Below are 26275 nucleotides of genomic sequence, written 5' to 3' on the forward strand. Positions count from 1 at the left end.
CGGCACCGAGGGCAACCTCGGCGGCCAGGCGCAGGTGCGAGGCGTCTCGGGCGTCTGGAAGGACCTCACCGACAACGTCAACTTCATGGCGCTGAACCTGACCTCGCAGGTCCGCAACATCGCCCAGGTGACGACGGCGGTGGCCAACGGCGACCTGTCGAAGAAGATCACCGTGGACGCGCGGGGCGAGATCCTGGAGCTGAAGGACACCGTCAACACGATGGTGGAGCAGCTGCGGGCCTTCGCCGACGAGGTGACCAGGGTGGCCCGCGAGGTCGGCACGGACGGCCGGCTCGGCGGGCGCGCCCAGGTGCTGGGCGTCTCGGGCGTGTGGCGGGACCTGACCGACAACGTCAACTACATGGCAGACAACCTCACTTCGCAGGTCCGCAACATCGCCCAGGTGGCCACGGCGGTCGCCCAGGGCGATCTGTCGCGGAAGATCGACGTGGACGCGCGCGGTGAGATCCTGGAACTGAAGACCACCATCAACACGATGGTCGACACCCTGTCCTCCTTCGCCTCCGAGGTCACCCGGGTGGCCCGCGAGGTGGGCTCCGAGGGCCAACTCGGCGGCCAGGCGCGGGTGGAGGGCGTGTACGGCACCTGGAAGCGCCTGACGACCAACGTGAACGAGCTGGCACTGAACCTCACCACCCAGGTCCGCGCGATCGCCGAGGTCGCCTCGGCGGTCGCCCAGGGCGACATGTCCCGCTCGATCTCCGTGGAGACGCGCGGCGAGGTGGCCGAGCTGAAGGACAACATCAACCTGATGGTGGCCAACCTGCGCGAGACGACCCGGGCGAAGGACTGGCTGGAGTCCAACCTGGCCCGGCTGGCCGCCCTGATGCAGGGGCACCGGGACCTGATGGAGGTCGCCGACCTGATCCTGCGGGAGCTGACGCCGCTGGTGAACGCGCAGTACGGGGCGTTCTACCTGGCCGATCCGGAGGGCGAGGCGGCCGTCAGGACGACCGTGCCGGCCAAGGGGCTGGCGTTCATCGCCGGTTACGGCTCGGCAGAGGGCGCGACCGTGGAGACGGGCGGGCTGCCGGTGCACGGCCTGGTCCACCAGGCGGCCCGGGAGAAGAAGCGGATCCTGGTCGAGGGGGCCCCGCCGCACTACATCAAGATCAACAGCGGGCTGGGCGAGGCCTCCCCGACCACGATCGTCATCATCCCGATCCTCTTCGAGGACACGCTCCTCGGGGTGATCGAGCTGGCCTCGTTCTCCCGGTTCTCCGATGTGCACCTGGCGTTCTTCGACCAGTTCGTGAACACCATCGGCGTCGCCATCAACACCATCATCGCCAACTCCCGCACGGAGTCGCTGCTCGGCGAGTCCCAGCGCCTGGCCATGCAGCTCCAGGAGCGCTCCGACGAACTCCAGAAGCAGCAGGCCGAGTTGCAGCGCTCCAACGCGGAACTGGAGGAGAAGGCGGCTCTGCTGGCGACCAGCTCCCAGTACAAGTCGGAGTTCCTGGCCAACATGTCGCACGAGCTGCGCACGCCCCTGAACTCCCTGCTGATCCTGGCCCGGCTGCTGTCGGACAACCCCGACGGCCGCCTCTCCGACCAGGAGGTGCAGTTCGCGACGACGATCCACCGCTCGGGCTCCGACCTCCTGCAACTGATCAACGACATCCTGGACCTGTCGAAGATCGAGGCCGGCCGGATGGACGTACGGCCCAAGCGGCTCCCGCTCATCAAGCTGCTGGACTACGTCCACGCCACCTTCCGCCCGCTCACCCTGGACCGGGGGCTCGCCTTCGAGGTGACGGTCGGGGAGGACGTGCCGCGCGAGATGTACTCGGACGAGCAGCGACTCCAGCAGATCCTGCGCAACCTGCTCTCCAACGCGATCAAGTTCACCGCGTCGGGCCGGGTGGAGCTGCGGGTGAACCGGGTCGCGGACCCCGACTACCGGTATGTGAAGAGCAGCGACGAGGTGATCGCCTTCACCGTCTCCGACACCGGTATCGGAATCGCGCCCGAGAAACTCCCGGTGATCTTCGAGGCGTTCCAGCAGGCCGACGGCACCACCAACCGCAAGTACGGCGGCACGGGCCTCGGGCTGTCCATCAGCCGGGAGATCGCGGGGCTGCTCGGCGGGCGGATCGTCGCCGAGAGCGAGCCCGGCCGGGGCTCCACGTTCACGCTGTACGTCCCGGTCGTCAGCCCCGGCCACACGGTCACGGAGGAACGCGGCACGTCCGTCCTGGCCGCCGAGCCCTCCTCCGGGGCGCACGAGAGCGACGACTCCTGGCCGGCCCTCACCAAGCTGGAGGCCTGGCAGGCGGGGCGGGCGGGGCAGGTCCTGCCCGGACGGCGGGTGCTGATCGTGGACGACGACATCCGCAACGTCTTCGCGCTCACCCATGTGCTGGGCCGGGTCGGCATGCCCGTGCTGTACGCGGAGAACGGCCGCGAGGGCATCGAGACGCTGGAGCGCAACCCGGACGTCGAACTCGTCCTGATGGACATCATGATGCCGGAGATGGACGGCTACGAGACCATCGCCGCCATCCGCCGCACCCCGCGCTGGGCGGGCCTGCCCATCGTCGCCCTGACCGCCAAGGCGATGCCCGGCGACCGGGAGAAGTCCATCGCCCGCGGAGCCAACGACTACGTCCCCAAGCCCGTGGACGTCGACCGCCTGCTGACGGTCGTATGCACCCTGCTGGACCCCCCGCCCCCGGAGGGGGCCGCGCCCACCGCCGAGACCGACACAGCGGGTAACGGGACCACGGAGGCAGCCGGGCTCACGGAGTGAGGTACGGGGGCGCGGGGTGAGGTGCGGGGGCGTGGAGTGAGCGTGCACGCGGAGTGAGCGTGGGGCACGCGGGAGCGTGGGGCGCGGTACGTCGAGCCGGGGGACGGCACGCGGAGTCCGGACGCGGGCGCGCGGGGTGGGGACGCGGCACCCGGAGCCTGAGCGCGGGCGCGCGGAGTCCGGGCTCGGGGGCGTGGGGTGGGGCGCGGAGTTGGGGTCCGCGCCCCTTGGCGGCTAGGCCTCGCGCGTGCCCGCGTACATCTCGTCGATCAGGTGCTTGTACTCGCGCTCCACGACCGGCCGCTTCAGCTTCAGGCTCGGCGTGATCTCCCCGTGCTCCACGTCGAGGTCCCGCGGCAGCAGCCGGAACTTCTTGATCGTCTGCCACTTCTGCAGCCCCTGGTTGAGCTGCTCGACGTACCCCTGGACCAGGGACACGGTGGCCGGCGCGGCGACGACCTCGGCGTACGACTTGCCGGCCAGCCCGTTCTCCTCGGCCCAGCCGAGGATGGACGGCTCGTCGAGGGCGATCAGCGCGGTGCAGAAGTTCCGGTCGGCCCCGTGCACGAGGATGTTCGACACGTAGGGGCAGACCGCCTTGAACTGGCCCTCGACCTCGGCCGGCGCGATGTACTTGCCGCCCGACGTCTTGATCAGGTCCTTCTTGCGGTCGGTGATCCGCAGGTACCCGTCGGCCGACAGTTCGCCGATGTCGCCGGTGTGGAACCAGCCGTCCGCCTCCAGCACCTCGGCGGTCTTGTCGGGGAGGCCGTGGTAGCCCTCCATGATGCCGGGGCCGCGCAGCAGGATCTCGCCGTCCTCGGCGATCCGCACCTCCGTGCCGGGCAGCGGCTTGCCGACGGTGCCGGTGCGGTAGGCCTCGCCCGGGTTCACGAAGGAGGCCGCGGAGGACTCCGTGAGTCCGTACCCCTCCAGGATGTGGACCCCGGCGCCGGAGAAGAAGTAGCCGATCTCGGGCGACAGGGCCGCGCTGCCGGAGACGCAGGCGCGCAGGTTCCCGCCGAACGCCTCCCGGATCTTGGCGTAGACGAGCGCGTCGGCGACCTTGTGCTTCGCGCCGAGCCCGAAGGGCACGGAGGCCGTTCCGGTGCGGCGGAAGTTGTCCTGGGCGACCTTGGCGTACTCGCGGGCGACCTCGGCGGCCCACTGGAAGATCTTGTACTTGGCGCCGCCGCCGGCCCGGGCCTTCGTGGCGATCCCGTTGTAGACCTTCTCGAAGATGCGCGGCACGGCCGCCATGTAGGTCGGCTGCACGACCGGCAGGTTCTCGATGATCTTGTCGACGCGGCCGTCCACGGCGGTGACGTGCCCGACCTCGATCTGCCCGGAGGTCAGCACCTTGCCGAACACGTGGGCGAGCGGCAGCCACAGGTACTGCACGTCCTCGGCGCTGACCAGCCCGGTCGCGGCGATCGCCTTGGCCATGTACGACCAGTTGTCGTGCGGCAGGCGCACGCCCTTGGGGCGGCCGGTGGTGCCCGAGGTGTAGATGAGGGTGGCGAGCTGGTCCTTGGCGATCGCGCCGACCCGCTCCTTGATCAGCTCCGGCTCCTGCTCCAGCCGGGCGGCGCCGCGCTTCTCCAGCTCGTCGAGCGTGAGGATCCAGTCGCCGGTGTCCACGCTCTCCAGCCCCGCCGCGTCGACGACGACCACATGGGTGAGCTCGGGCAGCTCGGAGCGCTTCTCCACCGCCTTGGCGAGCTGGGCCGCGTCCTCGGCGATCATCACCCGGCTCGAGGAGTCGGAGAGGATGAACGCCGACTCCTCCGCGTTGGTCTGCGGGTAGATCGTCGTGGTCGCCGCGCCGGCGCACATGATGCCGAGGTCGGCGAGGATCCACTCGATCCGGGTGGAGGAGGCGAGCGCGACGCGCTGCTCCGGCTGCACGCCCAGCTCGATCAGCCCGGCCGCGATGGCGTACACCCGCTCGGCGGTCCGCGCCCAGCTCAGCGACTTCCAGTCGTCCGGGCCCTGGCCCGACGCGGCCGGTACCGGATACCGGTAGGCCTCCGCGTCGGGCGTGGCGGACACGCGCTCCAGGAAGAGGCCCGCGACGGACGGCGGACGGTTCTCGATCAGGGTCTGTGTGTCGCTCACGACATCCTCCGGGGCCCGCGACGATGCGGCTGGCTCAGTGCGGCTGTTGTTTAACTCGCGAGTAACCATCGAGCAGGCTTCAGCGTAGAGGGCGACCGCCCGGCACGTAAGGGGTCACGTACTGTCACTTTTCACAGACCACAGCCACGGGGCCCGCCGCGCAACCGCACGACGGGCCCCTGGACAGCTCGGTGGACCGCTACTTCTTGCCCTTTGCCGACCCCGCGCTGTCGTCACTGCTGAGCACGGCGATGAAGGCCTCCTGCGGAACCTCCACGGAACCCACCATCTTCATCCGCTTCTTGCCTTCCTTCTGCTTCTCCAGAAGCTTGCGCTTACGGGAGATGTCGCCGCCGTAGCACTTGGCGAGGACGTCCTTGCGGATGGCGCGGATGGTCTCGCGGGCGATGACCCGGGAGCCGATGGCGGCCTGCACCGGCACCTCGAAGGCCTGCCGCGGGATGAGCTCCTTGAGCTTGGCGACGAGCCGTACGCCGTACGCGTACGCCTGGTCCTTGTGGGTGATCGCGGAGAACGCGTCCACCTTGTCGCCGTGCAGCAGGATGTCGACCTTGACGAGGGAGCTGGTCTGCTCGCCGGTGGGCTCGTAGTCCAGCGACGCGTACCCGCGCGTCTTCGACTTCAGCTGGTCGAAGAAGTCGAAGACGATCTCCGCGAGCGGGAGCGTGTAGCGGATCTCGACCCGGTCCTCGGAGAGGTAGTCCATGCCGAGCAGGGTGCCGCGCCGGGTCTGGCACAGCTCCATGATCGAGCCGATGAACTCGGTCGGCGCCAGGATGGTGGCGCGCACGACCGGCTCGTACACCTCGCTGATCTTGCCTTCCGGGAACTCGCTCGGGTTGGTGACGGTGTGCTCGGCGCCGTCCTCCATGACCACGCGGTAGACCACGTTGGGAGCGGTCGCGATGAGGTCGAGTCCGAACTCGCGCTCCAGCCGCTCCCGGATCACGTCCAGGTGGAGCAGGCCGAGGAAGCCGACGCGGAAGCCGAAGCCGAGGGCGGCGGAGGTCTCCGGCTCGTAGACGAGCGCGGCGTCGTTGAGCTGGAGCTTGTCCAGCGCCTCGCGCAGCTCGGGGTAGTCGGAGCCGTCCAGCGGATACAGACCCGAGAACACCATGGGCTTGGGGTCCTTGTACCCGCCGAGCGCCTCCGTCGCCCCCTTGGCCTGGCTGGTGACGGTGTCGCCGACCTTGGACTGGCGGACGTCCTTCACACCCGTGATCAGATAGCCCACCTCGCCGACGCCGAGGCCGTCGGCCGCCAGCATCTCGGGCGAGTTGGTCCCGATCTCCAGCAGCTCGTGCGTGGCGCCCGTGGACATCATCCGGATCCGCTCGCGCTTGTTGAGCTGGCCGTCGATGACACGGACGTAGGTGACCACGCCCCGGTAGGAGTCGTAGACGGAGTCGAAGATCATGGCGCGGGCGGGCGCGTCCTTGACGCCGACCGGGGCCGGCACCTCGGCGACGACCTTGTCGAGCAGCAGGTCGACGCCGACGCCGGTCTTGGCGGAGACCTTGAGCACGTCGTCCGGGTCGCAGCCGATGAGGTTGGCGAGCTCCTCGGAGAACTTCTCCGGCTGGGCGGCCGGCAGGTCGATCTTGTTCAGCACGGGGATGATCTTGAGGTCGTTCTCCATCGCCAGGTACAGGTTGGCGAGGGTCTGGGCCTCGATGCCCTGGGCGGCGTCCACGAGGAGGACGGTCCCCTCGCAGGCGGCGAGCGACCGCGAGACCTCGTAGGTGAAGTCGACGTGCCCGGGGGTGTCGATCATGTTGAGGATGTGCGTGTTGCCCTTGTCGTGGCTCGGAGCCCACGGCAGACGCACCGCCTGCGACTTGATCGTGATACCGCGCTCGCGCTCGATGTCCATGCGGTCGAGGTACTGGGCACGCATCTGCCGCTGCTCGACCACACCGGTCAGCTGGAGCATCCGGTCGGCGAGCGTGGACTTGCCGTGGTCGATGTGCGCGATGATGCAGAAGTTGCGGATCAGCGCCGGGTCGGTACGGCTCGGCTCGGGCACATTGTTAGGGATCGCGGGCACGCAGGGTCCTGTCTCTTGAGGCGCCTTATGCCTCGGTCGGATCGATACGTAGGTTCCATGGTCCCACGCGTGGGGACCTGGGAGCGGTTTGGGCCGTCCTCGGGGCCACTGGTACTCTGGGCAGCTGTGTCTCATGCCCTCTCAGCGCGAGGCACGTCATCAAGAAATCACCTGGTGCGGGATCCGCGCGGCATCCGTGCGGGCCGGCGCCTGAACCTGTAAAGGCTCATTCGTGGCGAACATCAAGTCCCAGATCAAGCGGATCAAGACCAACGAGAAGGCGCGGCTGCGCAACAAGGCCGTCAAGTCCTCCCTCAAGACCGCGATCCGCAAGGCCCGCGAGGCCGCTGCCGCGGGTGACGTCGAGAAGGCCACCGAGTACCAGCGCGCTGCCGCGCGTCAGCTCGACAAGGCCGTCTCCAAGGGCGTCATCCACAAGAACCAGGCCGCCAACAAGAAGTCGGCGCTCGCTTCCAAGGTCGCGACCCTCAAGGGCTGAACCCTTCTGATCTGACCGCCGGAAGGACCCAGAGCGGGCCCTCTCTCATCCGCTCCCGTCCGGCCCCCCGGAACCGCGCGCGGCCTGCGTTCGCCACGCGGGCGCGGTTCCACACAGCGTGACCCGAAGCCCCCGCTACCCGCCCTTCCCCAGGACGGCGTACGGGGGCTTCCGGCTGTGACGAACGTGCCCCCAGGGCACGTTCGCTGTGCGCTCAGCGACCCCGGGACCGCGCCGCGAGGGCGATCGCCACCACGGCCTTCTCCAGCGCGTACTCCGGATCGTCCCCGCCGCCCTTCACCCCGGCGTCCGCCTCGGCGACGGCCCGCAGCGCGACGCTGACCCCGTCCGGCGTCCAGCCCCGCATCTGCTGCCGCACCCGGTCGATCTTCCACGGCGGCATGCCCAACTCCCGCGCCAGATCGGCCGGACGGCCCCCGCGCGCCGAGGACAGCTTGCCGATCGCCCGCACGCCCTGCGCGAGCGCGCTGGTGATCATCACGGGCGCGACGCCGGTCGCCAGCGACCACCGCAGTGCCTCCAGCGCCTCCGCCGCCCGCCCTTCGACGGCCCGGTCCGCGACGGTGAAGCTCGACGCCTCCGCCCGCCCGGTGTAGTACCGCCCGACGACGGCCTCGTCGACGGTGCCCTCCACATCGGCGACGAGCTGGGACACCGCGGACGCCAACTCCCGCAGATCGCTGCCGATCGCGTCCACGAGCGCCTGGCACGCCTCGGGCGTGGCCGAGCGCCCGGTCGCCCGGAACTCCTGCCGCACGAAGGCCAGCCGGTCCGCCGGCTTGGTCATCTTCGGGCAGGCCACCTCCCGCGCCCCCGCCTTGCGCGCGGCGTCCAGCAGCCCTTTGCCCTTGGCCCCGCCCGCGTGCAGCAGCACGAGCGTGATCTCCTCGGCGGGGGCCTGGAGATACGCCTTGACGTCCTTCACCGTGTCCGCCGACAGGTCCTGCGCGTTGCGTACGGCCACGACCTTGCGCTCCGCGAAGAGCGAGGGACTGGTCAGCTCGGCCAGCGTGCCGGGCTGCAACTGGTCGGGGGTGAGGTCGCGCACATCGGTGTCGGCGTCGGCGGCGCGGGCGGCGGCCACCACCTCCTGCACGGCGCGGTCGAGCAGCAGGTCCTCCTGCCCCACGGCGAGCGTCACCGGGGCGAGAAGGTCGTCGTTAGCGGTCTTCCTGGCCATCCCCCACAGCATCCCACGGCCCACTGACAACCGGGCCCGGCCCGACGGCCCCCGAGCGCGGCCGCGAGGCCGGAAAGCGTCACGGCTCCTCGCGCCACCCCTCCCACTCCCCCGCGAACGCGTCCAGCCCGGCCGGGTCGAGCCGCTCCTCCTCGTCGCGCAGCACCACCAGCCACTGCGCGTCCTCCGCGTCGTCCTCACCGGCCAGGGCGTCGCGGACGACCTGCGGCTCCTCACGCACCCCGAACCGCTCCCGCAGCGCCTCGACCACCTCCTCCGCGGCGTCGCGGTCGGGCAGCACCAGCACATGTCTCACATCACTCACGCCCCCATCCTGCCCGCACCCGCGGAACCTGCTCCAACCGGATCCCGAACCGCTCCCGGTACACCTCCAGCACCTCCTCGTCCCGCGTCAACTCCCGCTCCTCGCTCGTCCCGTCGGCCGTCGTCGTCTTCAACCGGCGCCCGCTCAGCGTGATCCTCCCGCCGTCCTCCGTGACCCGCGAGCAGACGAGCGACCGGGTGAAGTGCGACTCGGGGGACGTCCGGTGCCACCACGCGCCGGCCGCGAAGTCGCCCAACGCCCGCGGCCGCACCTCCAGCCGGTACTGGCGCGAGCCGTCGCGGACGACGTCCAGGTCATCGGCCGAGCGGTCCGCCCCGCCCTTCGCCCCGGCCGCGTCCGCCCTGGCCTCCACGATCCTGAACACGCCCGCGGGATCCTCCTGTTCACCCCGGTGCTCCCAGCGCAGCGGAAAGTGGCTGTGCGCCCCGAAGCCCACGTCGGCCAGCCACTCCCCCGCGTCCACCGTCCGCACCCGCAGCGCGAGATGGTCGTACGGGATCCCAGGCCGCCCCTCCTCCCCGTACACCCGCCCGGCCAGCAGCGTCACATCGAAACCGAGCCCCGCGAGCAGCGCCCCGAACGCGCCGTTCAGCTCGTAACAGAACCCTCCCCTGCGGCCCTCCACCACCTTCTCCACCAGCCGTCTCTCCTCCAGGACGATCTCCTCCCCCAGATGGATCGACAGGTTCTCGAAGGGCACGGTCTGCAGATGCCGCACATGCAGCTCCCGCAGCACGTCGGCGGTGGGCCACGCCGGGTACGCGACGCCGAGGCGGCGCAGATAGGCGTCCAGCAGAGGGGAGTCGAGCGGCGCGGAGGCGACCTGTGCGGAGTCCATGCCCCTCAGTCTCCCGCCACCCGCAGCCCGGCGCCCGTACCCGCGACCGCGAGTGCCCCGTCCCGGTCCGTGCGCAACACCACCGCGCCCGACGCCCGCAGCGCCGCGACCGTGCCGGGAGCCGGGTGACCGTACCGGTTGTCCGCCCCGCAGCTGATCAGCGCGACCCTCGGCGCCGCAGTGCGCATCAGATCCGGGTCCTGGTAGGCCGACCCGTGGTGGGCCACCTTGAGCACGTCCACCCCGCCGGCCAGTGCCGCGCCCGCCGGCGAGCGCAGCAGCGCCCGCTGGGCCGGGGGTTCGAGATCCCCGAGGAGCAGCATCCGCAGCCCCGCCGTGCGCACCAGCAGGGTCACGCTGGCGTCGTTCGGCCCGTCCGGCTCCGCGACGGCGGCCGTGGCCGGCGGCGGCCACAGCACCTCCCATTCGAGCGCGCCGACCCGCCTGCGCTCCCCCGCCGCCGCCCGCACCACGGGAACTCCCCGCTCCCGCGCCTCCCTCCGCACGAACTCCGCCTGGTCGGCGGGCTCCTCGAAACCCGTCGTCCCGATCGCCCCCACCGCCCGGCCCCGCAACACCCCCGGCAGCCCCGCCACATGGTCGGCATGGAAGTGGGTCAGCACCACGAGCGGCACCCGGGTGACGCCCAGGGTGCGCAGACACCGGTCGACCAGGACCGGATCGGGCCCGGCGTCCACCACCACCCCGGTGCCCGCACCCGCCGCGAGCACCGTCGCGTCGCCCTGCCCCACATCGCACATCGCGAGCCGCCAGCCCGGCGGCGGCCAGCCCGTGAGCACCCGGGTCAGCGGCGGCGGCTGCACGACCACGAGCAACAGCAACGCTCCGCAGATCCCGCACAGCCACGGACGCCTCGTCAACCGCCGCCCGAGCGGCACCAGCGCGACCGTGACGACGGCGAGCAGCAGCGCCCCGGCCCAGCCGCCCGGCCAGTCCAGCCCCGCGCCGGGCAGCGCCGCACCGGTCCGCGCGACGGACGCGATCCACCCGGCCGGCCAGCCCGCGCACCACGCGAGCGCCTCGGCCACCGGCATCGCCAGCGGAGCGGTCGCCAGCGCCGCGAATCCCAGCACCGTCGCCGGGGCCACCGCGAACTCCACCAGCAGGTTGCACGGCACCGCCACCAGGCTCACCCGCGCCGACAGCACGGTCACCACCGGCGCGCACACCGCCTGCGCGGCCCCCGCCGCCGCCAACGCCTCCGCCAGCCGCGGCGGCACTCCGCGCCGGCGCAGTGCCGCGCTCCAGCGCGGGGCCAGCGTCAACAACGCCCCCGTGGCCAGCACCGACAGCAGGAAACCATGACTGAGCGCCAGCCACGGGTCGTACAGCACCAGCAGCAGGACCGCCGTCGCCAGCGCCGGGATCAGCGACCGTCGGCGACCGGTCGCCAACGCGAGCAGGACCACGGCGCCGCAGGCCGCCGCCCGCAGCACGCTCGGGTCGGGCCGGCACACCACGACGAACCCGAGGGTCAGCGCCCCGCCCAGCAGCGCCGTCGCCCGCAGAGGGATGCCGAGCCTCGGCGCCAGCCCGCGGCGCTCCACGTGCTGGGCCAGACCGGGCGGTCCGAGGAGCAGGGCCAGCATGATCGTGAGGTTGCTGCCGGACACGGCGAGCGTGTGGGCGAGGTCCGTCTCCTTGAAGGCCTCGTCCAGTTCGGGCGTGATCCGCGAGGTGTCCCCCACGACCAGCCCCGGCAGCAGCGCCCGCGCGTCCGCGGGGAGCTTGTCGGTGGCCTCCCGCAGCCCCGCCCGCAGCCGTCCCGCCGCACGCTGCGCCGCCGACGGCCCCCGCACCACCACCGGCCCCGCCCGGTCCCGCACCCGCAGCACCGCCGCCGTCCGGTCCCCGCCGCTCGACGCCGGCGCCAGCCGACCCGTCACCCGCACCCGGGACGAGGGCAGCAACCCGAGCCACTCCGCCCTCGCCGCCCGCCCCCGGGCTCCCGATTCCCCGGCACCCGCGACATCGACCACCAGCAGCACCGGAGTGCGCACCACCACCGCCCTGACCCGCCCATCCCACGCTCCGGCTCCCGGCGGCTCCTTCGCCCAGGCCCGCCCCGTACGCGTCTCGACCCTGCGGACCTCCGCGTCGATCAGCACCGCGTCCGGGGTGCGGCGGTCTCCCGTGAAGCGGGGGCGGGCGAGCCGGGGGTCCGAGGCGAGCTCCGCCTCGGCGGTGACCGTGGCGTACTCCCCGGCCAGGGCGGGCACCGGCCCGCGTCGCAGATCGGCCCCGTGCAGTCCGGCGGACGCGGCGGCCGCGGCCACGCAGAGCAGCACCGCGGCGACGGTCGCCCGCGACCGGCCGGCGCTCGCGTCCGAGGCGGACCGTCCCCGCCGTCCCCGCCGCCCCCGCCGTCCCGCGCCGAGGAGGACCCCGGTCGCGGTCAGGCAGACGAGCACGACGGCGCTCACCAGCCCCGGCGACGCGTCCAGTGCCACCGCCGCCGTCGCCCAGGCCGCGAGCGCCGGCGGCACGAGCCGCAGATCCACCGGGCCTTCCTGCCGCGGATGCGCGTCTCCCAGCCGCCGCCCCGATGCCGCGTGCACGGCCCGGCGCGGCCGTGCACCGGGCTGGGGCTCGGCACCGGCTGCCGTCACCGTCGGCGAGAGGTCGTCGTGGGTCATGGCCGTACGAGATCCCGTAGGTCGGCGAAGCGCCGCTGACCGATGCCGTTGACCTCACGCAGCTCGTCCACGGAGCGGAAACCGCCTTGCTGCGCGCGGTAGTCCACGATGTGCCGCGCCAGGACGGGCCCCACCCCGGGCAGCGCGTCGAGCTGCTCCACGGTGGCCGTGTTCAGCGAGACCGGTACCCCCGCCCCCGTCCCGGCAATTGGCCCCGCCGCCCCGCCCGCCGCCGGGCCGCTCGCGGCACCACCGCCGACCGCGCCACCACCGCTCACCACCGCGCCGCCGACGACGACCTGTTCCCCGTCGACCAGGAACCGCGCCCGGTTCAGGCCGTCGGTGTTCGTGCCCGGCCGCACCCCGCCGGCCGCGTTCAGCGCGTCGACGACCCGCGAGCCCACCGGCAGTCGATGGATCCCGGGCTCGCGCACCTTCCCGCTGACGTCCACCACGATCTCGGCCGTGCCCGCGCCGACGCCGACACCCGCCTTGCCCCGCGCCCCCACCACGCCCGCCGCACCACTCGCTCCAGCGGCCTCCCGCCCGCCGCCCGGCCCGCTCCGTTCGCCTTCCTCGTACGAGGCCGCCCGCACCACCTCCGGCGCCCGCACGGTCCGCGCCCCACCGGACCAGAAGTGATGCACGGCGAAGGCCGCGACGGCGACGACGACCACGGAGAGCGCGATCACGCTCCTCGCCTCCAGCCCGCAGCGCGCCTGCACCCACACCGGCATCCGCTCCCGCAGGGCGAGCCCCGCCCGCGTCCGCCAGTCCGCCCCCTCCACGGCAGCGGTTGCGGTCGCGTCGGCCCGCGTCTCTTCGGCCTCAGGACGCGGCGGACGCAGCCGCCCCGCGAACCCGTCGACGACCACCTCCTCCGGCTCGTCCACCGCCACGAGCACACCGCCGGACTGCTGTGCCGGCTCCCCCAACGCGCCCCGGGCCGCACGCCCACCGCCCGGCACGCCGCCGTGCCCCGGCGGCCCGCTCCCCGACTCGCCGCGGCCGCCCCGCTCAACGGGCTGTCCTCCCGGTCCGCCGAACAGCAGCTCCGCCCGTCGGCGCAGTTCCTCCGCCGGGGCAGGACGGCCGTCCACCCGGCCGCGGGCGGGGGTGCGCCGGTGTCGCAGGCGCCCGTCAGAGCCGGGCCGCCGGCCGGGCCCACTGGTCGGATTGGTCGCATGTGAACGTGATCGAAGTGCCATGCGACGAGGATCGGACACTTCGCCACATCGCGATGATCTTGCTCAATTCCCGTGGAGAGCGCCCCGGTTGTGGACAACTTCATCACCCACACGAGTGGGTCTCATGGGAAAGATCGGAAAGCTCGGAGAGAAGACCGAAGGGCCGCAGATTCCCCCGTCACGCCCGTGACGCGGAGGTCACCGGTGCGAGACCACGGCTGCCAGCAGCCCCGGCCCGGTGTGCGCACCGATCACCGCGCCCACCTCGCTCACATGCAGCTCCCCGAGGGCGGGCACACGGGCCCGCAGCCGGTCCGCGAGGGCCGACGCCCGCTCGGGGGCGGAGAGATGGTGCACGGCGATGTCGACCGGGGCGCCGCCCGCCCGCTCGGCCACCAGCTCCTCCAGGCGGGCGATCGCCCTCGACGCCGTCCGCACCTTCTCCAGGGGTTCGATCCGCCCTCCGTCGAGCTGGAGCAGCGGCTTCACCGCGAGCGCGGAGCCCAACAGCGCCTGGGCGGCACCGATCCGGCCGCCTCGGCGCAGATAGTCGAGGGTGTCGACGTAGAAGTAGGCGGAGGTGGCGGCGGCCCGCTTCTCGGCGGCGGTGACCGCCTCGTCGACGCTGCCGCCGGCCTCGGCCGTCTCGGCGGCCGTGAGCGCGCAGAAGCCGAGCGCCATCGCGATCATCCCGGTGTCCACCACCCGTACCGGCACCGGCGCCTCCCGCGCCGCGACCACGGCCGCGTCGTACGTGCCGGACAGCTCGGCGGAGAGATGGAGGGACACGATGCCGGTGGCGCCGGCTTCGGCGGCCTTGCGGTAGGTCTCGGCGAAGAGCTGGGGGCTGGGGCGCGAGGTGGTGACGGAGCGTCGTTTCTGCAGCGCCACGGCGAGGGAGCGGGTGGAGATCTCGGTGCCCTCTTCGAGGGCCTGGCCGCCGACGACGACGGTCAGGGGCACCGCGGTGATGCCGTGGCGCTCCATCGTCCGCTGCGGCAGGTAGGCCGTTGAATCGGTGACGATCGCGACATGGCGGGACATGACCTGGAGGTTACCTGCCGTAGCCCACGGACGTCAGCCCGACCCCGTCCGGCCGGCCGTCGCCCGAGGGGCCCCGGCGCCGGGTCCATCGCCCTGCCGGACACCGCGCCGGACGACGCGTCACGTCGTGCTCTCGGGGCGGGGCTTCTTCTGCCACGGGTACGTGGGCCGGGGTCCCGGCGGGGTGATGGCGGGCCGGGCAGGCTCCCGGGCGGTGCGCACACCGGACGTGCGCGGTCGTCCCTCCTCCGCCGGGGCGGCGGCCGGCGTCTCGGGCCACGGGGCCGGAGCGGGGCCGCCTTCCGCGGTGGTCCAGTGGCGCAGCGCGCCCGCCTCCACGTCGATCTCGGCGCTGAGGGTGTCCAGGTCCTCGTCCGCGAAGCGGCGGGCCCGGTCCCGGGCCGCCCAGCGCAGTGAGTCCGCCGACGCCGTGACGCGCTCGGTGCGCTCCCGCAGCGAGGGGAGCCGCTCGGTGAGCGTGGCCCGGTCGGGTTCCGTCTCCAGGCGCTTGAGCTCGGCGTCCAGTTCGTACCCGTGTGCGCTCAGGCGCTGGAAGAGCGCGAGGGACTCCTTGAGGGACTCGTCCTCGACGGCGCCGGCCCGCAGCGCGTCCTGGGTGGCCCGCATGGAGGTGCGCAGCCTGAGGCGGAGCTGCGCGATCTCCGCGGCGGGACCGAACTGGGTGAAGGACTTGGCCCGCAGCGTGTGGTCCTCGACCGTGCGCCGGGCCTGGGTGAGGGTGCGGTCCACGCTGCGCTTGGCCGCGCCGACCGCCTTCACCGTGGCGTAGGCGCCCAGCGCCAGGAACAGCACGAAGAGCAGTGCGAAGACTGCGATCACCGCTTCCACGAGCTCCTCCTGGCAAATCGGGCCCCGGCACATCGCGCGCCGCTCTCTTCAACGGTAAACGCCACGGGCAGGTTCGAAGTTCCAGAAGAACCCCGAACCTGCCCGTAGGGGACCACCCTGACGCAGGGCGCGGCGCGTCAGGCGGGGACGATGTTCACCAGCTTCGGCGCCCGCACGATCACCTTGCGGATTCCCGCGCCGCCCAGCGCGTTGACGACGTGCTCGTCGGCCAGCGCCGCCTTCTCCAGCTCCTCGTCGGAGATGGAGGGCGACACCTCCAGGCGCGCCTTGACCTTGCCCTTGATCTGCACGACGCAGGTCACGGTCTCGTCCACGACGTACGCCGGGTCGGCGACGGGGAAGTCGCGGTGGACGACGGAGTCGGTGTGGCCCAGCTTGCGCCACAGTTCCTCGGCGATGTGCGGGGCCAGCGGCGCGACCAGCAGGACCAGCGGCTCGGCGACGGAGCGGGGCAGCGGGCCGCCGGCCTTGGTCAGGTGGTTGTTCAGCTCGGTGACCTTGGCGATGGCGGTGTTGAACCGCATGCCCTCCAGGTCCTGGCGCACGCCGTCGATCGCCTTGTGCAGCGCCCGCAGGGTGTCCTCGCCGGGCTCGGCGTCGACCACCGTGACCTCGCCGGTGCTCTCGTCGACGATGTTGCGCCACAGCCGCTGCAGCAGCCGGAACTGGCCCACCACCGCGCGCGTGTCCCAGGGGCGGGAGACGTCCAGCGGGCCCATCGCCATCTCGTACAGGCGCAGGGTGTCGGCGCCGTACTCGGCGCAGATCTCGTCGGGGGTGACCGCGTTCTTCAGGGACTTGCCCATCTTGCCCAGCAGCCGGGAGACCTTCTCGCCCTGGTAGTAGTAGGCGCCGTCGCGCTCCTCCACCTCGGCGGCCGGCACGGCGATGCCCCGGCTGTCGCGGTAGACGAACGCCTGGATCATGCCCTGGTTGAACAGCTTGTGGAACGGCTCGGCGGAGGAGACGTGTCCCAGGTCGAACAGGACCTTGGACCAGAAGCGCGCGTACAGCAGGTGCAGCACGGCGTGCTCGGCGCCGCCGACGTACAGGTCGACGCCGCCGTGCGGCAGGCCCTCGCGCGGGCCCATCCAGTACCGCTCGATGTCGGGGGCGACCAGCTGCTCGTCGTTGTGCGGGTCCAGGTAGCGGAACTCGTACCAGCAGGAACCGGCCCAGTTGGGCATGGTGTTGGTCTCACGCCGGTACGCGCGCGGGCCGCGCCCGTCGCCCAGGTCCAGGGTGACGTTGACCCAGTCCTCGTTGCGCGACAGCGGCGTCTCGGGGGAGGTGTCGGCGTCGTCCGGGTCGAAGGTGCGCGGCGAGTAGTCCTCGACCTCGGGCAGTTCCAGCGGCAGCATCGACTCGGGCAGGGCGTGGGCGACGCCGTCCTCGTCGTAGACGATCGGGAAGGGCTCGCCCCAGTAGCGCTGGCGGCTGAACAGCCAGTCGCGCAGACGGAAGTTGACGGTGCCTTCGCCGATGCCGGACCGCTCCAGCCAGTCGGTGACGCGCGCCTTGGCCTCGGCGACGCCCAGGCCGTCCAGGGAGATCTCGTCGTTGGACGAGTTGATGATCTTCGCGTCGTAGGAGGCGAAGGCGTCTTCCCAGGTGGAGGTGTCGGTGCCGCGGCCGTCGGTCGGCTCGACGATGCAGTGGATCGGCAGCTCGAAGGCGCGCGCGAACTCGAAGTCGCGCTGGTCGCCCGCCGGGACGGCCATGATCGCGCCGGTGCCGTAGCCCATCAGGACGTAGTCGGCGATGAAGACGGGGATGCGCTCGCCGTTGACCGGGTTGGTGGCGTACGAGCCGATGAAGACGCCGGTCTTGTCCTTGGCCTCGGCCTGGCGCTCCACGTCGGACTTGGAGGCGGCCTGGGCGCGGTACGCGGCGACGGCGTCGGCGGGGGTGGCGTGGCCGCCGGTCCACGCCTCGCGGGTGCCCTCGGGCCAGGCGTCCGGGGTGAACTTCTCCACCAGCGGGTGCTCGGGGGCCAGCACCATGTAGGTCGCGCCGAACAGGGTGTCGGGGCGGGTGGTGAAGACGGTGATGCGCTCGCCGTCGATGGGGAAGTCGACGCGGGCGCCCTCGGAGCGGCCGATCCAGTTGCGCTGCTGCAGCTTGATGGCCTCGGGCCAGTCCAGCGCGTCCAGGTCGTTCAGCAGCCGGTCGGCGTAGGCGGTGATGCGCATGTTCCACTGGCGCAGCTTGGCCTTGAAGACCGGGTAGTTGCCGCGCTCGGAGCGGCCGTCGGCGGTGACCTCCTCGTTGGCCAGGACCGTGCCCAGGCCGGGGCACCAGTTGACGGGCGCGTCGGAGGCGTAGGCCAGGCGGAACTCGCCCAGGACGTCGGCGCGTTCGGAGGCGTCCAGCTCGCTCCACGCGCGCGTGTGGCCGGGCACGGGGCGCTCACCGGACTCGAACGCGGCCACCAGCTCGGCGATCGGGCGGGCCCGGCCGGCCTCCTGGTCGTACCAGGAGTTGAAGATCTGCAGGAAGATCCACTGGGTCCACTTGTAGTAGTCCGGGTCGATCGTGGCGAACGACCGGCGCTTGTCGTGGCCCAGGCCCAGCCGGCGCAGCTGGGCCTTCATGTTCTCGATGTTGGCCTCGGTGGACACGCGCGGGTGCGTGCCGGTCTGCACGGCGTACTGCTCGGCGGGCAGGCCGAAGGCGTCGAAGCCCAGGGTGTGCAGGACGTTGTGGCCGGTCATGCGCTGGTAGCGGGCGAAGACGTCGGTGGCGATGTAGCCCAGGGGGTGGCCGACGTGCAGGCCCGCGCCCGACGGATAGGGGAACATGTCCATGATGAACTTCTTGGGCCGGGCGACGACCTCGGGGTCGCCCGCCAGGTCGCCCTCGGGGTTCGGTGCCGCGTAGGTTCCCTCGGCGTCCCAGAAGTCCTGCCAGCGTGCCTCGATCTCGGCGGCGACTGCGGCCGTGTAGCGGTGCGGCGCGGCCGTCTCGGCGGCCGCGGGGTTCGTCTCGCTCATGATCCTTTAAGCTCCATCGATCGTCTCTGCCAGCGGCTGCGATTCAAGAAACGAAAAAACCCCTCACACAGGAGGGGACGCCGCGCCGATTCCGAACCGTCCGGTTCACCGGCGTTCGGGACTGATCAGCGCGGCTCGCTAAGCAGAAGGCGTACGGCACGCATGGGCAAAGGGTACCGCAGCGCTTGAGCAGACTGCGACGCGCTTCCGTATGCGTGGTCGACAATGACACCGACCGCACGGAGCCCCCGGGACTGAACCAGAGTCAAAGCTTACCTGGCGTAACCGCCGCTATGGGACATCCCACCAGCCACATCGTCCTTTTGTCACAACGCAATACCCAAACCTCGTACCCATCGGTATGGCGCCCACTTAGAGTTCGGCAGCGGGACCGCTTTCCCGAACTGCTCGGAGTTGCCCCCATGAACACTCGTAGTAACAGCTCGCTCCCCAAGCCCGGCCGGTCGGCCTACGGGGTGGCGACCGCTGTCGTCCTCATCCTCATACCCGTGGTGGTGCTGGTCGGAGGCGACCGGTTCCAGGAGTTCCTGAACTTCGGCGCGGGTGTGCTCTCCCTCGTCTCGCTCAGCTGCTCGGTGATCTGGGGCCTGGTCGCCCAGGACCGGGTCATCCTCAACACGCGCCAGCGCATCGTCGGGCAGGCGGTGCACAGGACGACGGCCGTCGCCTCGATCGCGTTCCTGCTGCTGCACATCACCACGAAGATCGCGCTGGAGCACACCCAGCTCATCGCCGCGATCATCCCGTTCTCGCTCGGCGTCACCGGCAGCGGCTTCCTCATCGGCCTGGGCTCCCTCGCCGGCCTGCTGATGATCTTCGTGGGCATCACCGGAGCGCTGCGCTCCCGGTTCGCCTCCCCGGCCCCGGTGGCCGCCCGCTGGCGCGCGATGCACATGCTGGCCTATCCGGCCTGGTGCGCCGCGCTGCTGCACGGGCTCTACGCGGGTCGCGCGGCCAAGCCGATCTTCGTGATCCTGTACGGACTGGCGCTGGTCGGCGTCATGGCCGCCCTGGCGCTGCGCGCCGCCCCCCGGCCGGTCAAGCGCCAGTTCGCCGACCGCATCGGCGCGATCATCGGCGGCGACCCCGAGCCGGCCGGCCGGGACGCGCTGGAGGCCAGCCGCGCACGCGTGGCCGAGGCGACGGGGTCGGGCTCGCTGCCCGGGTACGAGAGCCGCTCGAGCCGCTCCTCCGGCGCCGACACCATGGGCTCCTCGCGCAGGTCGCCGTCCTCGTCGTCACTGTTCGACGCGCCCGCCGGCGCGGAACCCGCGAACGGCTTCGCCGCCGCCTACCGCGCCGTCAACACCCCCCGCGGGCAGCAGCAGTCGTACGGGGCGGACCAGACCGCGCGCATGAACATGCCGTTCGACATGCAGGCCACGGAGGCGATGCCGCGGGTCGACAATGGCGGCAGCACCTCGGGCAGCTGGCCGATCCCGTCCCCGCCGCCGGTCGGCGAGGCGCCCCAGTCGGTCTACGACCCGCTCCAGGACACGGGATTCACCATCCCGGTCTATGGCAATCCGGGCACCGCCGGATACGCCGGGAGTGATGCGTACAACACCGGTGAGACGAACACCGGGTACAACGCGTACAACCCGAACGACACGTACAACAGCGGTCCCGCCAACGAACCGGCACCCGGAGCGTCCTTCGACACTCCGGGTGCGGGCGAACCTTGGAACATGCCTTCCGGAGGCTATAGGTGAACGAGGCCCTGCCCGACACCCCGGAAGTCCGCGTCGTCGGGCTTCCGCAGCTCACGTCGGGTTTCGACCTTGTCGAAAGACTCGATCTGCCCATGCACCTGAAGGTGCACGGGCCGCTCGAACCCATGGGCGGAGAGAAGCTCGCGCAGCTCTCCGAGCGCATCAACCTCAAGGGCCGCGGCGGCGCGGGCTTCCCCTTCCACAAGAAGCTGCGCTCGGTCGCCGACGCGGCGATCAAGCGGGGCGTGCGGCCGGTCGTCGTCGTCAACGGCAGCGAGGACGAACCGGCCTGCCGCAAAGACACGGTGATGATCAACCGTGCCCCGCACCTCATCCTGGACGGCGCGCTGCTCGTCGCCGAGGCACTGGGCGCCCGCACGCTCGTGGTGGCGGTCACCCGTGAGTCGACCGAGCGCTCCATGGAGGCCGCCCTCGCCGAGCGCGGCCTGAGCAACGGCCGCCGCTCGGCGCTGAAGGCGTTCGTCCAGCGCAACCCGATCCGCATGGTCACCGGCGCGGCCGCCTCCGTGATCCGCTCCATCGACGGCGGCCCGGCGATCCCGCCCGGCCGCAAGGTCAGCGCCTCGCAGAACGGCGTCGGCGGCGCCCCCACGCTGCTGTCCAACGCCGAGACCTTCGCCCAACTCGCCATCGCCGCCCGCATCGGCGCCGAGCGCTACGGCAACACCGGCCTGTACGACGAGCCCGGCACCGTGATGCTGACGGTGTCCGGTGCCGTCGCCCGCCCGATGGTGATCGAGGTCCCCACCGGCGTCCCCTTGCGCTACGTCCTGCAGTTGGCGGGCGCCCCGCCGGTCCCGCAGGGCGTGCTCACCGGCGGTTACCACGGCAAGTGGATCGACGCCGCCACTGTCAACGAGGCGGTCGTCTCCCGCAACTCCCTGGACGCCGTCGGCGGCGCGCTGGGCGCCGGAGCGATCCTGCCGATCAGTCAGGAGACCTGCCCGCTGGGCGAGTCGCTGCGGGTGGCCCAGTGGCTGGCCGAGGAGAGCGCCGGGCAGTGCGGCCCCTGCTACCTCGGCCTGCCGGCCGCGGCGCGCGGCATGGAGGACATCCTCAACGGCGGCGGCCCGGCCGCCCTGGAGGCCCTCAAGCAGGTCGCCAAGAACGTCAAGCGGCGCGGCGCGTGCTCGCACCCGGACGGCTCCGCGATGTTCCTGGAGTCGACGATCAAGGCGTTCACGGACGACCTCGCGGCGCACGTCCTCGGCAACGGCTGCGGACGGCCCGTGGAGGGCGTTCTGCCGCTCTTCGAGGGCGGTATGGGCCCGGCGAGCCTCCCGGGCGGTTCGGAGCCCTCGGACACCGGCGACAGCCGTCAGAAGATCTTCGTGGACTGGACCCTGTGCCGCGGCCACGGCCTGTGCGCGGACATCCTCCCGGAGGTCTTCCAGCTCGGCGCCGACGGCTTCCCCACCGTGGCGCAGGCGAAGGTGCCGCGTTACGCGGAGGCCAAGGCGCTGCGGGCGGTGCGGCGCTGCCCGGCGCTGGCCCTGCGCATCGAGGAGGACACGCGCGGCCAGGCGCCCTCCCGCAACCTCCCGGTCCTCTCCCAGGGCCGCGGACGGCGCGCCCTGGGCCGCTGACGCGGTACGCACGGACGAGGGGCCGCCTGGAAACAGGCGGCCCCTCGCGCGCGTGTGCGGGTCGTCGGCGCACCCCCTCGGACGCGCGTGTGCGGTGGGTCGGCGCACCGGACACGCGCCGGTGTGCGAACGCAAAAGATCCCGCCGGATCATTCCGATCCGGCGGGATCTGCTGTGGAGCTAAGGAGAATTGAACTCCTGACCTCCTGCATGCCATGCAGGCGCTCTACCAACTGAGCTATAGCCCCTTGTTCTGCTCCGGCGGGTTTCCCCGGCGGCGAAGCCAACATTACACGGTCCGGGGGGCGGACCACCAAATCGTTTCCGTTCCGTCCGCTTTGGCGAGGAAAGTCGGCTCAAGCCGTCACGAACGAGTAGAACCGCTTGAGGGTGCAGTGCTCCTCCAGGAGCCGGCCGTAGATCGGCTCGCCCTCCAACTCCCGGTAGGTCTCGATGGGATCGCCTTTTATGATCAGCGCCCGCGCGCATTCCTCGCACCAGTACTGGTAGTCGGGGTTGACCGGCTCCATGTCCCGCACGATCGGGGTGCCGCTGCCGCACCAGTCGCACTTCCGCCTGTGTGCACCCATCGATCAGCTCCAGCTGTGGCGGCAGGCCGTACACACGTAGGAGATCCCGCCGTTGTCCCCGAGGACCTGGGCGACGAAAGCGGAACCGCAGGAAGGGCAGCTGAGCCGGGTGGCCGTTTCCCGTGTCCATGCTGCTGCGCAGAGGTGGCCGACCTCTCCGAGGATGCTCGCAGGCATCGCTACTCCCTCCCGTCGGGCCGCGCCCCCTTCCGGCCGTTTGATTCTGCCACGGCCGGGCCAATACGGTCAGCGACGCCTCAGTACCAGTCCGGACACGGCACCTCGGCACGACTGCCCCAGCGAGCGCGAACATGCATGTGAGAAGCGCTTTCGCAGAGGTATACGCCTCCGGGAGCCGAAGTGACTCAAGCCGACGACAAAAGATCCCGCCCCCGGGATGGGGGACGGGATCTTGTCGAAGCGATCTCCGACGACTCCGGAGAGAGTCGGACCGTGGAGCTAAGGAGAATTGAACTCCTGACCTCCTGCATGCCATGCAGGCGCTCTACCAACTGAGCTATAGCCCCTGGTTCCACGTGGCGAACCTCGTGGTGTTTCGCTCCGCTCCGCGGTGCGAACAAGAAGAACTTTAGCCTGCGACCTGCCGGAAAGTGAAATCGGCCCCCGGGCCGCCCCGGGGGGTCAGTCGTCGTCGCCGAGCACCGGTTCCGGCAGGGTGCCGGCGTTGTGCTCCAGCAGTCGCCAGCCGCGGGCTCCCTCGCCCAGGACGGACCAGCAGCAGTTGGACAGCCCTCCGAGGCTCTCCCAGTCGCGGGCGTCCAGACCGAGGAGCCGGCCGATGGTGGTGCGGATCGTGCCGCCGTGGCTGACGACGACGAGCGTGCCGTCCCCGGGAAGCTTCTCGGCGTGCCGCAGCACCACGGGGGCGGCGCGGTCGGCGACCTCCGTCTCCAGTTCGCCGCCGCCGCGGCGGACCGGCTCACCGCGCTTCCACGCGGCGTACTCGTCACCGTGCCGGGCGACGATCTCCTCGTGCGTCAGGCCCTGCCACACGCCCGCGTACGTCTCGCGCAGGCCCTCGTCGTGGGCGACGTCCAGGGCGGTGAGCGCGGCGAGCTCGGCCGCGGTGTTCGCGGCCCGGGACAGGTCCGAGGCGACGATCGCGTCGGGCTTGAGGGAGGCGAGCAGCCTGGCGGCGCGGCGGGCCTGGGCGACCCCTTCCTCCGTCAGGGGGACGTCCGTGGTGCCCTGGAAGCGGCGCTCCACGTTCCAGGCGGTCTGGCCGTGCCGCCAGAGGATGATCCGGCGGCCCCGGCCCTCCGTGCGGCCCGCGGCGGCCCGGGAGCCCGCGGTCATCGCGGGTCCCCGAAGCCGGCGGCGTCCTCCTCGGCGTTCAGCGCGGCGTGCTCCTTGGCCTTGCCGCGGGTCGCCTTGGCGTCCTCCGGGAGGTCGAGCTCGGGGCAGTCCTTCCACAGCCGCTCAAGGGCGTAGAAGACGCGCTCCTCGCTGTGCTGGACGTGGACGACGACGTCCACGTAGTCGAGCAGCACCCAGCGGGCCTCGCGGTCGCCCTCGCGGCGCACCGGCTTGGCGCCGAGCTCCTTGTTCAGCCGCTCCTCGATCTCGTCGACGATCGACTTGACCTGGCGGTCGTTGGGGGCGGAGGCCAGCAGGAAGGCGTCCGTGATCGACAGCACGTCGCTGACGTCGTAGGCGATGATGTCGTGCGCGAGCTTGTCGGCTGCCGCCTGCGCGGCGGTGGTGATGAGTTCGAGAGAGCGGTCGGTGGCGGTCACTACGCGGCTTTCCGTCGGCGGTCGTTTGACCTCAAGGGTCTCACGACCGCCGACGGCGCCCCATCCGTTTCACGTCCGCCCGCCGGGTGGCGCGGCTTTACGAGGTGGACGCCTTGTAGTCCTCGCCGAGGACGACGGTGACGTCCGCGTTGGCGGTGACCGTCCCCTTCTTCACGGCGCCGGCGGGCAGGCCCAGGGTCTTGGCGACCTCGGCCGCGTTCTCCTTGTCGGCGTCGTCCCCGTAGAGGACCTTGGAGGCGCTCTGCGTGCCGGACGGCTTTCCGCCGTCCAGGAAGGTGAAGCCGCCGTTGAGGAGCACCACGCGCGCGTTCTCCGTGTCGGCTGTGCGGCCGCTCGCGTTCTGGACGGAGACGCTGACGGCGGCGTCCTTGTCGGGGCTCTTCGCGGTGCCGCCGAGGACGTCCTTGACGACGCTCGCGCCGGCCTGGGCGCTGAGCGTGCCGTCGGCCTCCACGGGCAGCAGGGCGGTCTTGTAGTCGCCGCCCTTGGCGAGGTCGGCGAGCCGGGCGAGGAACGCGCCGAGGTCCTTGTCGGTCAGCGAGGGGTCGAGGATCTGCGCCAGCGTCTGGACGGTGACCGTGGCGGCCTGCGCGTCGGAGGACACCTTGCGCAGCACGGCCTGCATCACCTGGCCGAAGCGTTCCAGCTGGGCGTTCTGGGCCTCGCCCTCGGCGCGGTAGGTGGCGTATGCGACGGCCATCTTGCCGCTGAGGGTCTGGTTCTCACCCTTGTCGACGAGGGGGGCGGCGCCCTTCTTCTTGGCGGTGGGGTCGGGCACGGCGGTGTCGGTGTCGACCTCGATGTTGCCGACGAGGTCGACGAGGTTCTGAAGATAGGGCGTGTCGAGCCGCCAGGTGCCCTGGATCCGGGTGCCGAGGACGGTGTCCAGCGCCTCGCGCGTGCCGGCCGAGCCGTCGGCGTCCACGGACTTGGCGAGGGTCGTGGTGGTGCCGTCGTCGGCGGTGACGACGAGGGAGTTGGGCAGCAGCACCGTGGTGCCCTTCTCGGTGGTCGTGTTGTCGACCAGCAGCACGGTGGAGGTGCCCTGACCGCCGGTGTCGTGCAGGTGGACCACGACCACGTCGCGCTTCTGCGCGGCGGAGGCGGTGGCGGCGCCGGTCTTGGACTCTCCCGACGACGACAGGCCGGGCAGCTTCCCGGCGTACCAGAGGTAGCCGACGCCGCCCACCGCGACCAGGGCGAGGACGACGACGAGGGCGACGAGCCGGCTGCGGGCGCGGCGCTTGGCCTCCTCGCGGCGCTCGGTGCGGTTCTCGGTGAAGTTCAGCCAGTCGATGACGTCCTCGGAGTCGCCGTCGGGCTCCTCCACGAACGCGAACTGCTCGGTGCGGTAGTCGCCTTGGGCCGCGTCACCACCGCGCTCCCCGGATCCGGCGCCCTCCGGCCCGGGCCCCTCGGGCGCCCCGGCAACCTTCTCCTCCGCCGGCTCGGCGTGCGGGTGCCCGGTCGGCGACGCGTGGGTTGCGGCCTGACCGGTCCGGGCCGAGCGGTCGTCGGCGGGGCCGGCCTGGTGCGGGATGTAGGCGGTCTGCTCGGTGACGCGCGGCTGCTGCCCGCTGTTCGCGGCCTGCCCGTAGGGGTCGTACGGGTCGTAGGGGGCCGTGGTCCCGGAGGTGTACGGGTCGTGGGCCACCGGAGTCTGACGGTCCGTGTCGTAGCCGGAGACGGGCGGCTGCTGTCCGGTGTCGTAGGGGCCTGCGGCGTACGGGTCGTAGGCGTGCGTCTGCTGCTGCGCGCCGGGGGCGTACTGGTCGTAGCCGTAGTCCTGCTGCGGGCGCTGGGCGTACGGGTCGTAGGGCTGCGCCTGGACCTGCCGGTACACCGGCTGTCCGTACTCGTCGTAGCCGACGAGCTCGTACGAGGCCTCGCCGTACCCGGCGCCGTGGCCACCGCCGTGGCCGGCGTCGTATCCCGCGTCTCCCGCGTCGTATCGGTCGTTCACCGGTACCCCT

Annotated in this window: 18 protein-coding genes and 2 tRNA genes; 4 read left to right on the forward strand and 16 right to left on the reverse strand. The window is 71.7% G+C overall.

The genetic code is table 11. The features are described from left to right. The coding region (locus ACFYXA_RS16485; RefSeq protein ID WP_389033130.1) for an ATP-binding protein at positions 1 to 2773 on the forward strand (2773 nt) is incomplete at its 5' end. A 234-nt stretch (positions 2774 to 3007) separates the two neighbouring features. Here the strand turns inward: ACFYXA_RS16485 and ACFYXA_RS16490 are convergent. Further along, positions 3008 to 4891 carry an AMP-binding protein gene (locus tag ACFYXA_RS16490; protein ID WP_352245092.1) on the reverse strand — a complete coding sequence of 628 codons (1884 nt, stop codon included), beginning with the start codon at positions 4889 to 4891 and terminating at the stop codon, positions 3008 to 3010. Between the two features lie 199 nt (positions 4892 to 5090). Next, entirely contained in the window at positions 5091 to 6959 is a 1869-nt protein-coding gene (lepA, locus tag ACFYXA_RS16495) for a translation elongation factor 4 (RefSeq protein WP_351091080.1), read from the reverse strand. 232 nt (positions 6960 to 7191) lie between these two features. Between lepA and rpsT the strand changes: the two genes are divergently transcribed. Then, a complete protein-coding gene (rpsT, locus tag ACFYXA_RS16500; RefSeq protein WP_053750780.1) occupies positions 7192 to 7458 on the forward strand; it encodes a 30S ribosomal protein S20 in 267 nt (88 codons plus the stop codon). 214 nt (positions 7459 to 7672) lie between these two features. Here rpsT and holA read toward each other — a convergent pair whose 3' ends face one another. The 8 genes from holA to leuS all read right to left on the reverse strand — a co-directional run bounded on the left by holA (position 7673) and on the right by leuS (position 18594). After that, complete coding sequence (gene holA, locus ACFYXA_RS16505) at positions 7673 to 8659, reverse strand: DNA polymerase III subunit delta (protein WP_352245093.1); 987 nt, start codon at positions 8657 to 8659, stop codon at positions 7673 to 7675. Positions 8660 to 8738: 79 nt separating this feature from the next. After that, positions 8739 to 8984 (reverse strand): hypothetical protein, encoded by a 246-nt coding sequence (locus tag ACFYXA_RS16510; protein ID WP_352245094.1) that lies wholly within the window; start codon positions 8982 to 8984, stop codon positions 8739 to 8741. Then, entirely contained in the window at positions 8977 to 9843 is an 867-nt protein-coding gene (locus tag ACFYXA_RS16515) for an arylamine N-acetyltransferase (protein ID WP_389033137.1), read from the reverse strand. The genes ACFYXA_RS16510 and ACFYXA_RS16515 overlap by 8 nt, the downstream gene beginning before the upstream one ends. A 5-nt stretch (positions 9844 to 9848) precedes the next feature. Then, positions 9849 to 12500 carry a ComEC/Rec2 family competence protein gene (locus ACFYXA_RS16520; RefSeq protein ID WP_389033140.1) on the reverse strand — a complete coding sequence of 884 codons (2652 nt, stop codon included), beginning with the start codon at positions 12498 to 12500 and terminating at the stop codon, positions 9849 to 9851. Further along, positions 12497 to 13708, reverse strand: a complete 1212-nt coding sequence (locus tag ACFYXA_RS16525; RefSeq protein ID WP_389033143.1) for a helix-hairpin-helix domain-containing protein — start codon at positions 13706 to 13708, stop codon at positions 12497 to 12499. Before ACFYXA_RS16525 ends, ACFYXA_RS16520 begins: the two co-directional genes overlap by 4 nt. Before the next feature lie 177 nt (positions 13709 to 13885). Further along, positions 13886 to 14731, reverse strand: coding sequence for a DegV family protein (locus ACFYXA_RS16530; protein ID WP_389033146.1), 846 nt, complete (start codon positions 14729 to 14731; stop codon positions 13886 to 13888). A 120-nt stretch (positions 14732 to 14851) separates the two neighbouring features. Next, positions 14852 to 15580, reverse strand: a complete 729-nt coding sequence (locus ACFYXA_RS16535) for a hypothetical protein (RefSeq protein WP_352245098.1) — start codon at positions 15578 to 15580, stop codon at positions 14852 to 14854. 137 nt (positions 15581 to 15717) lie between these two features. Continuing rightward, positions 15718 to 18594, reverse strand: a complete 2877-nt coding sequence (gene leuS, locus ACFYXA_RS16540) for a leucine--tRNA ligase (protein WP_389033150.1) — start codon at positions 18592 to 18594, stop codon at positions 15718 to 15720. 422 nt (positions 18595 to 19016) lie between these two features. Between leuS and ACFYXA_RS16545 the strand changes: the two genes are divergently transcribed. Next, positions 19017 to 20327, forward strand: coding sequence for a cytochrome b/b6 domain-containing protein (locus ACFYXA_RS16545; protein ID WP_352245100.1), 1311 nt, complete (start codon positions 19017 to 19019; stop codon positions 20325 to 20327). Continuing rightward, positions 20324 to 21934: an NADH-ubiquinone oxidoreductase-F iron-sulfur binding region domain-containing protein gene (locus tag ACFYXA_RS16550; protein ID WP_351091061.1), complete on the forward strand. Its 1611-nt coding sequence runs from the start codon at positions 20324 to 20326 to the stop codon at positions 21932 to 21934. The genes ACFYXA_RS16545 and ACFYXA_RS16550 overlap by 4 nt, the downstream gene beginning before the upstream one ends. 175 nt (positions 21935 to 22109) lie before the next feature. On the opposite strand, the gene ACFYXA_RS16555 is transcribed toward ACFYXA_RS16550, so the two are convergent. The 6 genes from ACFYXA_RS16555 to ACFYXA_RS16580 form a co-directional block, all read right to left on the reverse strand. Next, positions 22110 to 22182 (reverse strand) — tRNA-Ala (locus tag ACFYXA_RS16555). 108 nt (positions 22183 to 22290) lie between these two features. Beyond that, on the reverse strand, positions 22291 to 22524 hold the full coding sequence (locus ACFYXA_RS16560; RefSeq protein WP_003976229.1) for a hypothetical protein: 234 nt from the start codon (positions 22522 to 22524) through the stop codon (positions 22291 to 22293). Positions 22525 to 22978: 454 nt separating this feature from the next. Continuing rightward, positions 22979 to 23051, reverse strand: a tRNA-Ala gene (locus tag ACFYXA_RS16565). 115 nt (positions 23052 to 23166) lie between these two features. After that, a complete protein-coding gene (locus ACFYXA_RS16570; RefSeq protein WP_352245101.1) occupies positions 23167 to 23841 on the reverse strand; it encodes a histidine phosphatase family protein in 675 nt (224 codons plus the stop codon). After that, entirely contained in the window at positions 23838 to 24281 is a 444-nt protein-coding gene (gene rsfS, locus ACFYXA_RS16575; protein WP_351091057.1) for a ribosome silencing factor, read from the reverse strand. The genes ACFYXA_RS16570 and rsfS overlap by 4 nt, the downstream gene beginning before the upstream one ends. A gap of 97 nt (positions 24282 to 24378) precedes the next feature. After that, entirely contained in the window at positions 24379 to 26265 is a 1887-nt protein-coding gene (locus ACFYXA_RS16580) for a LytR C-terminal domain-containing protein (protein ID WP_389033157.1), read from the reverse strand. Positions 26266 to 26275 lie beyond the last annotated feature (10 nt).

This window comes from Streptomyces sp. NPDC002566 (assembly GCF_042889585.1).
Taxonomy (GTDB): domain Bacteria; phylum Actinomycetota; class Actinomycetes; order Streptomycetales; family Streptomycetaceae; genus Streptomyces.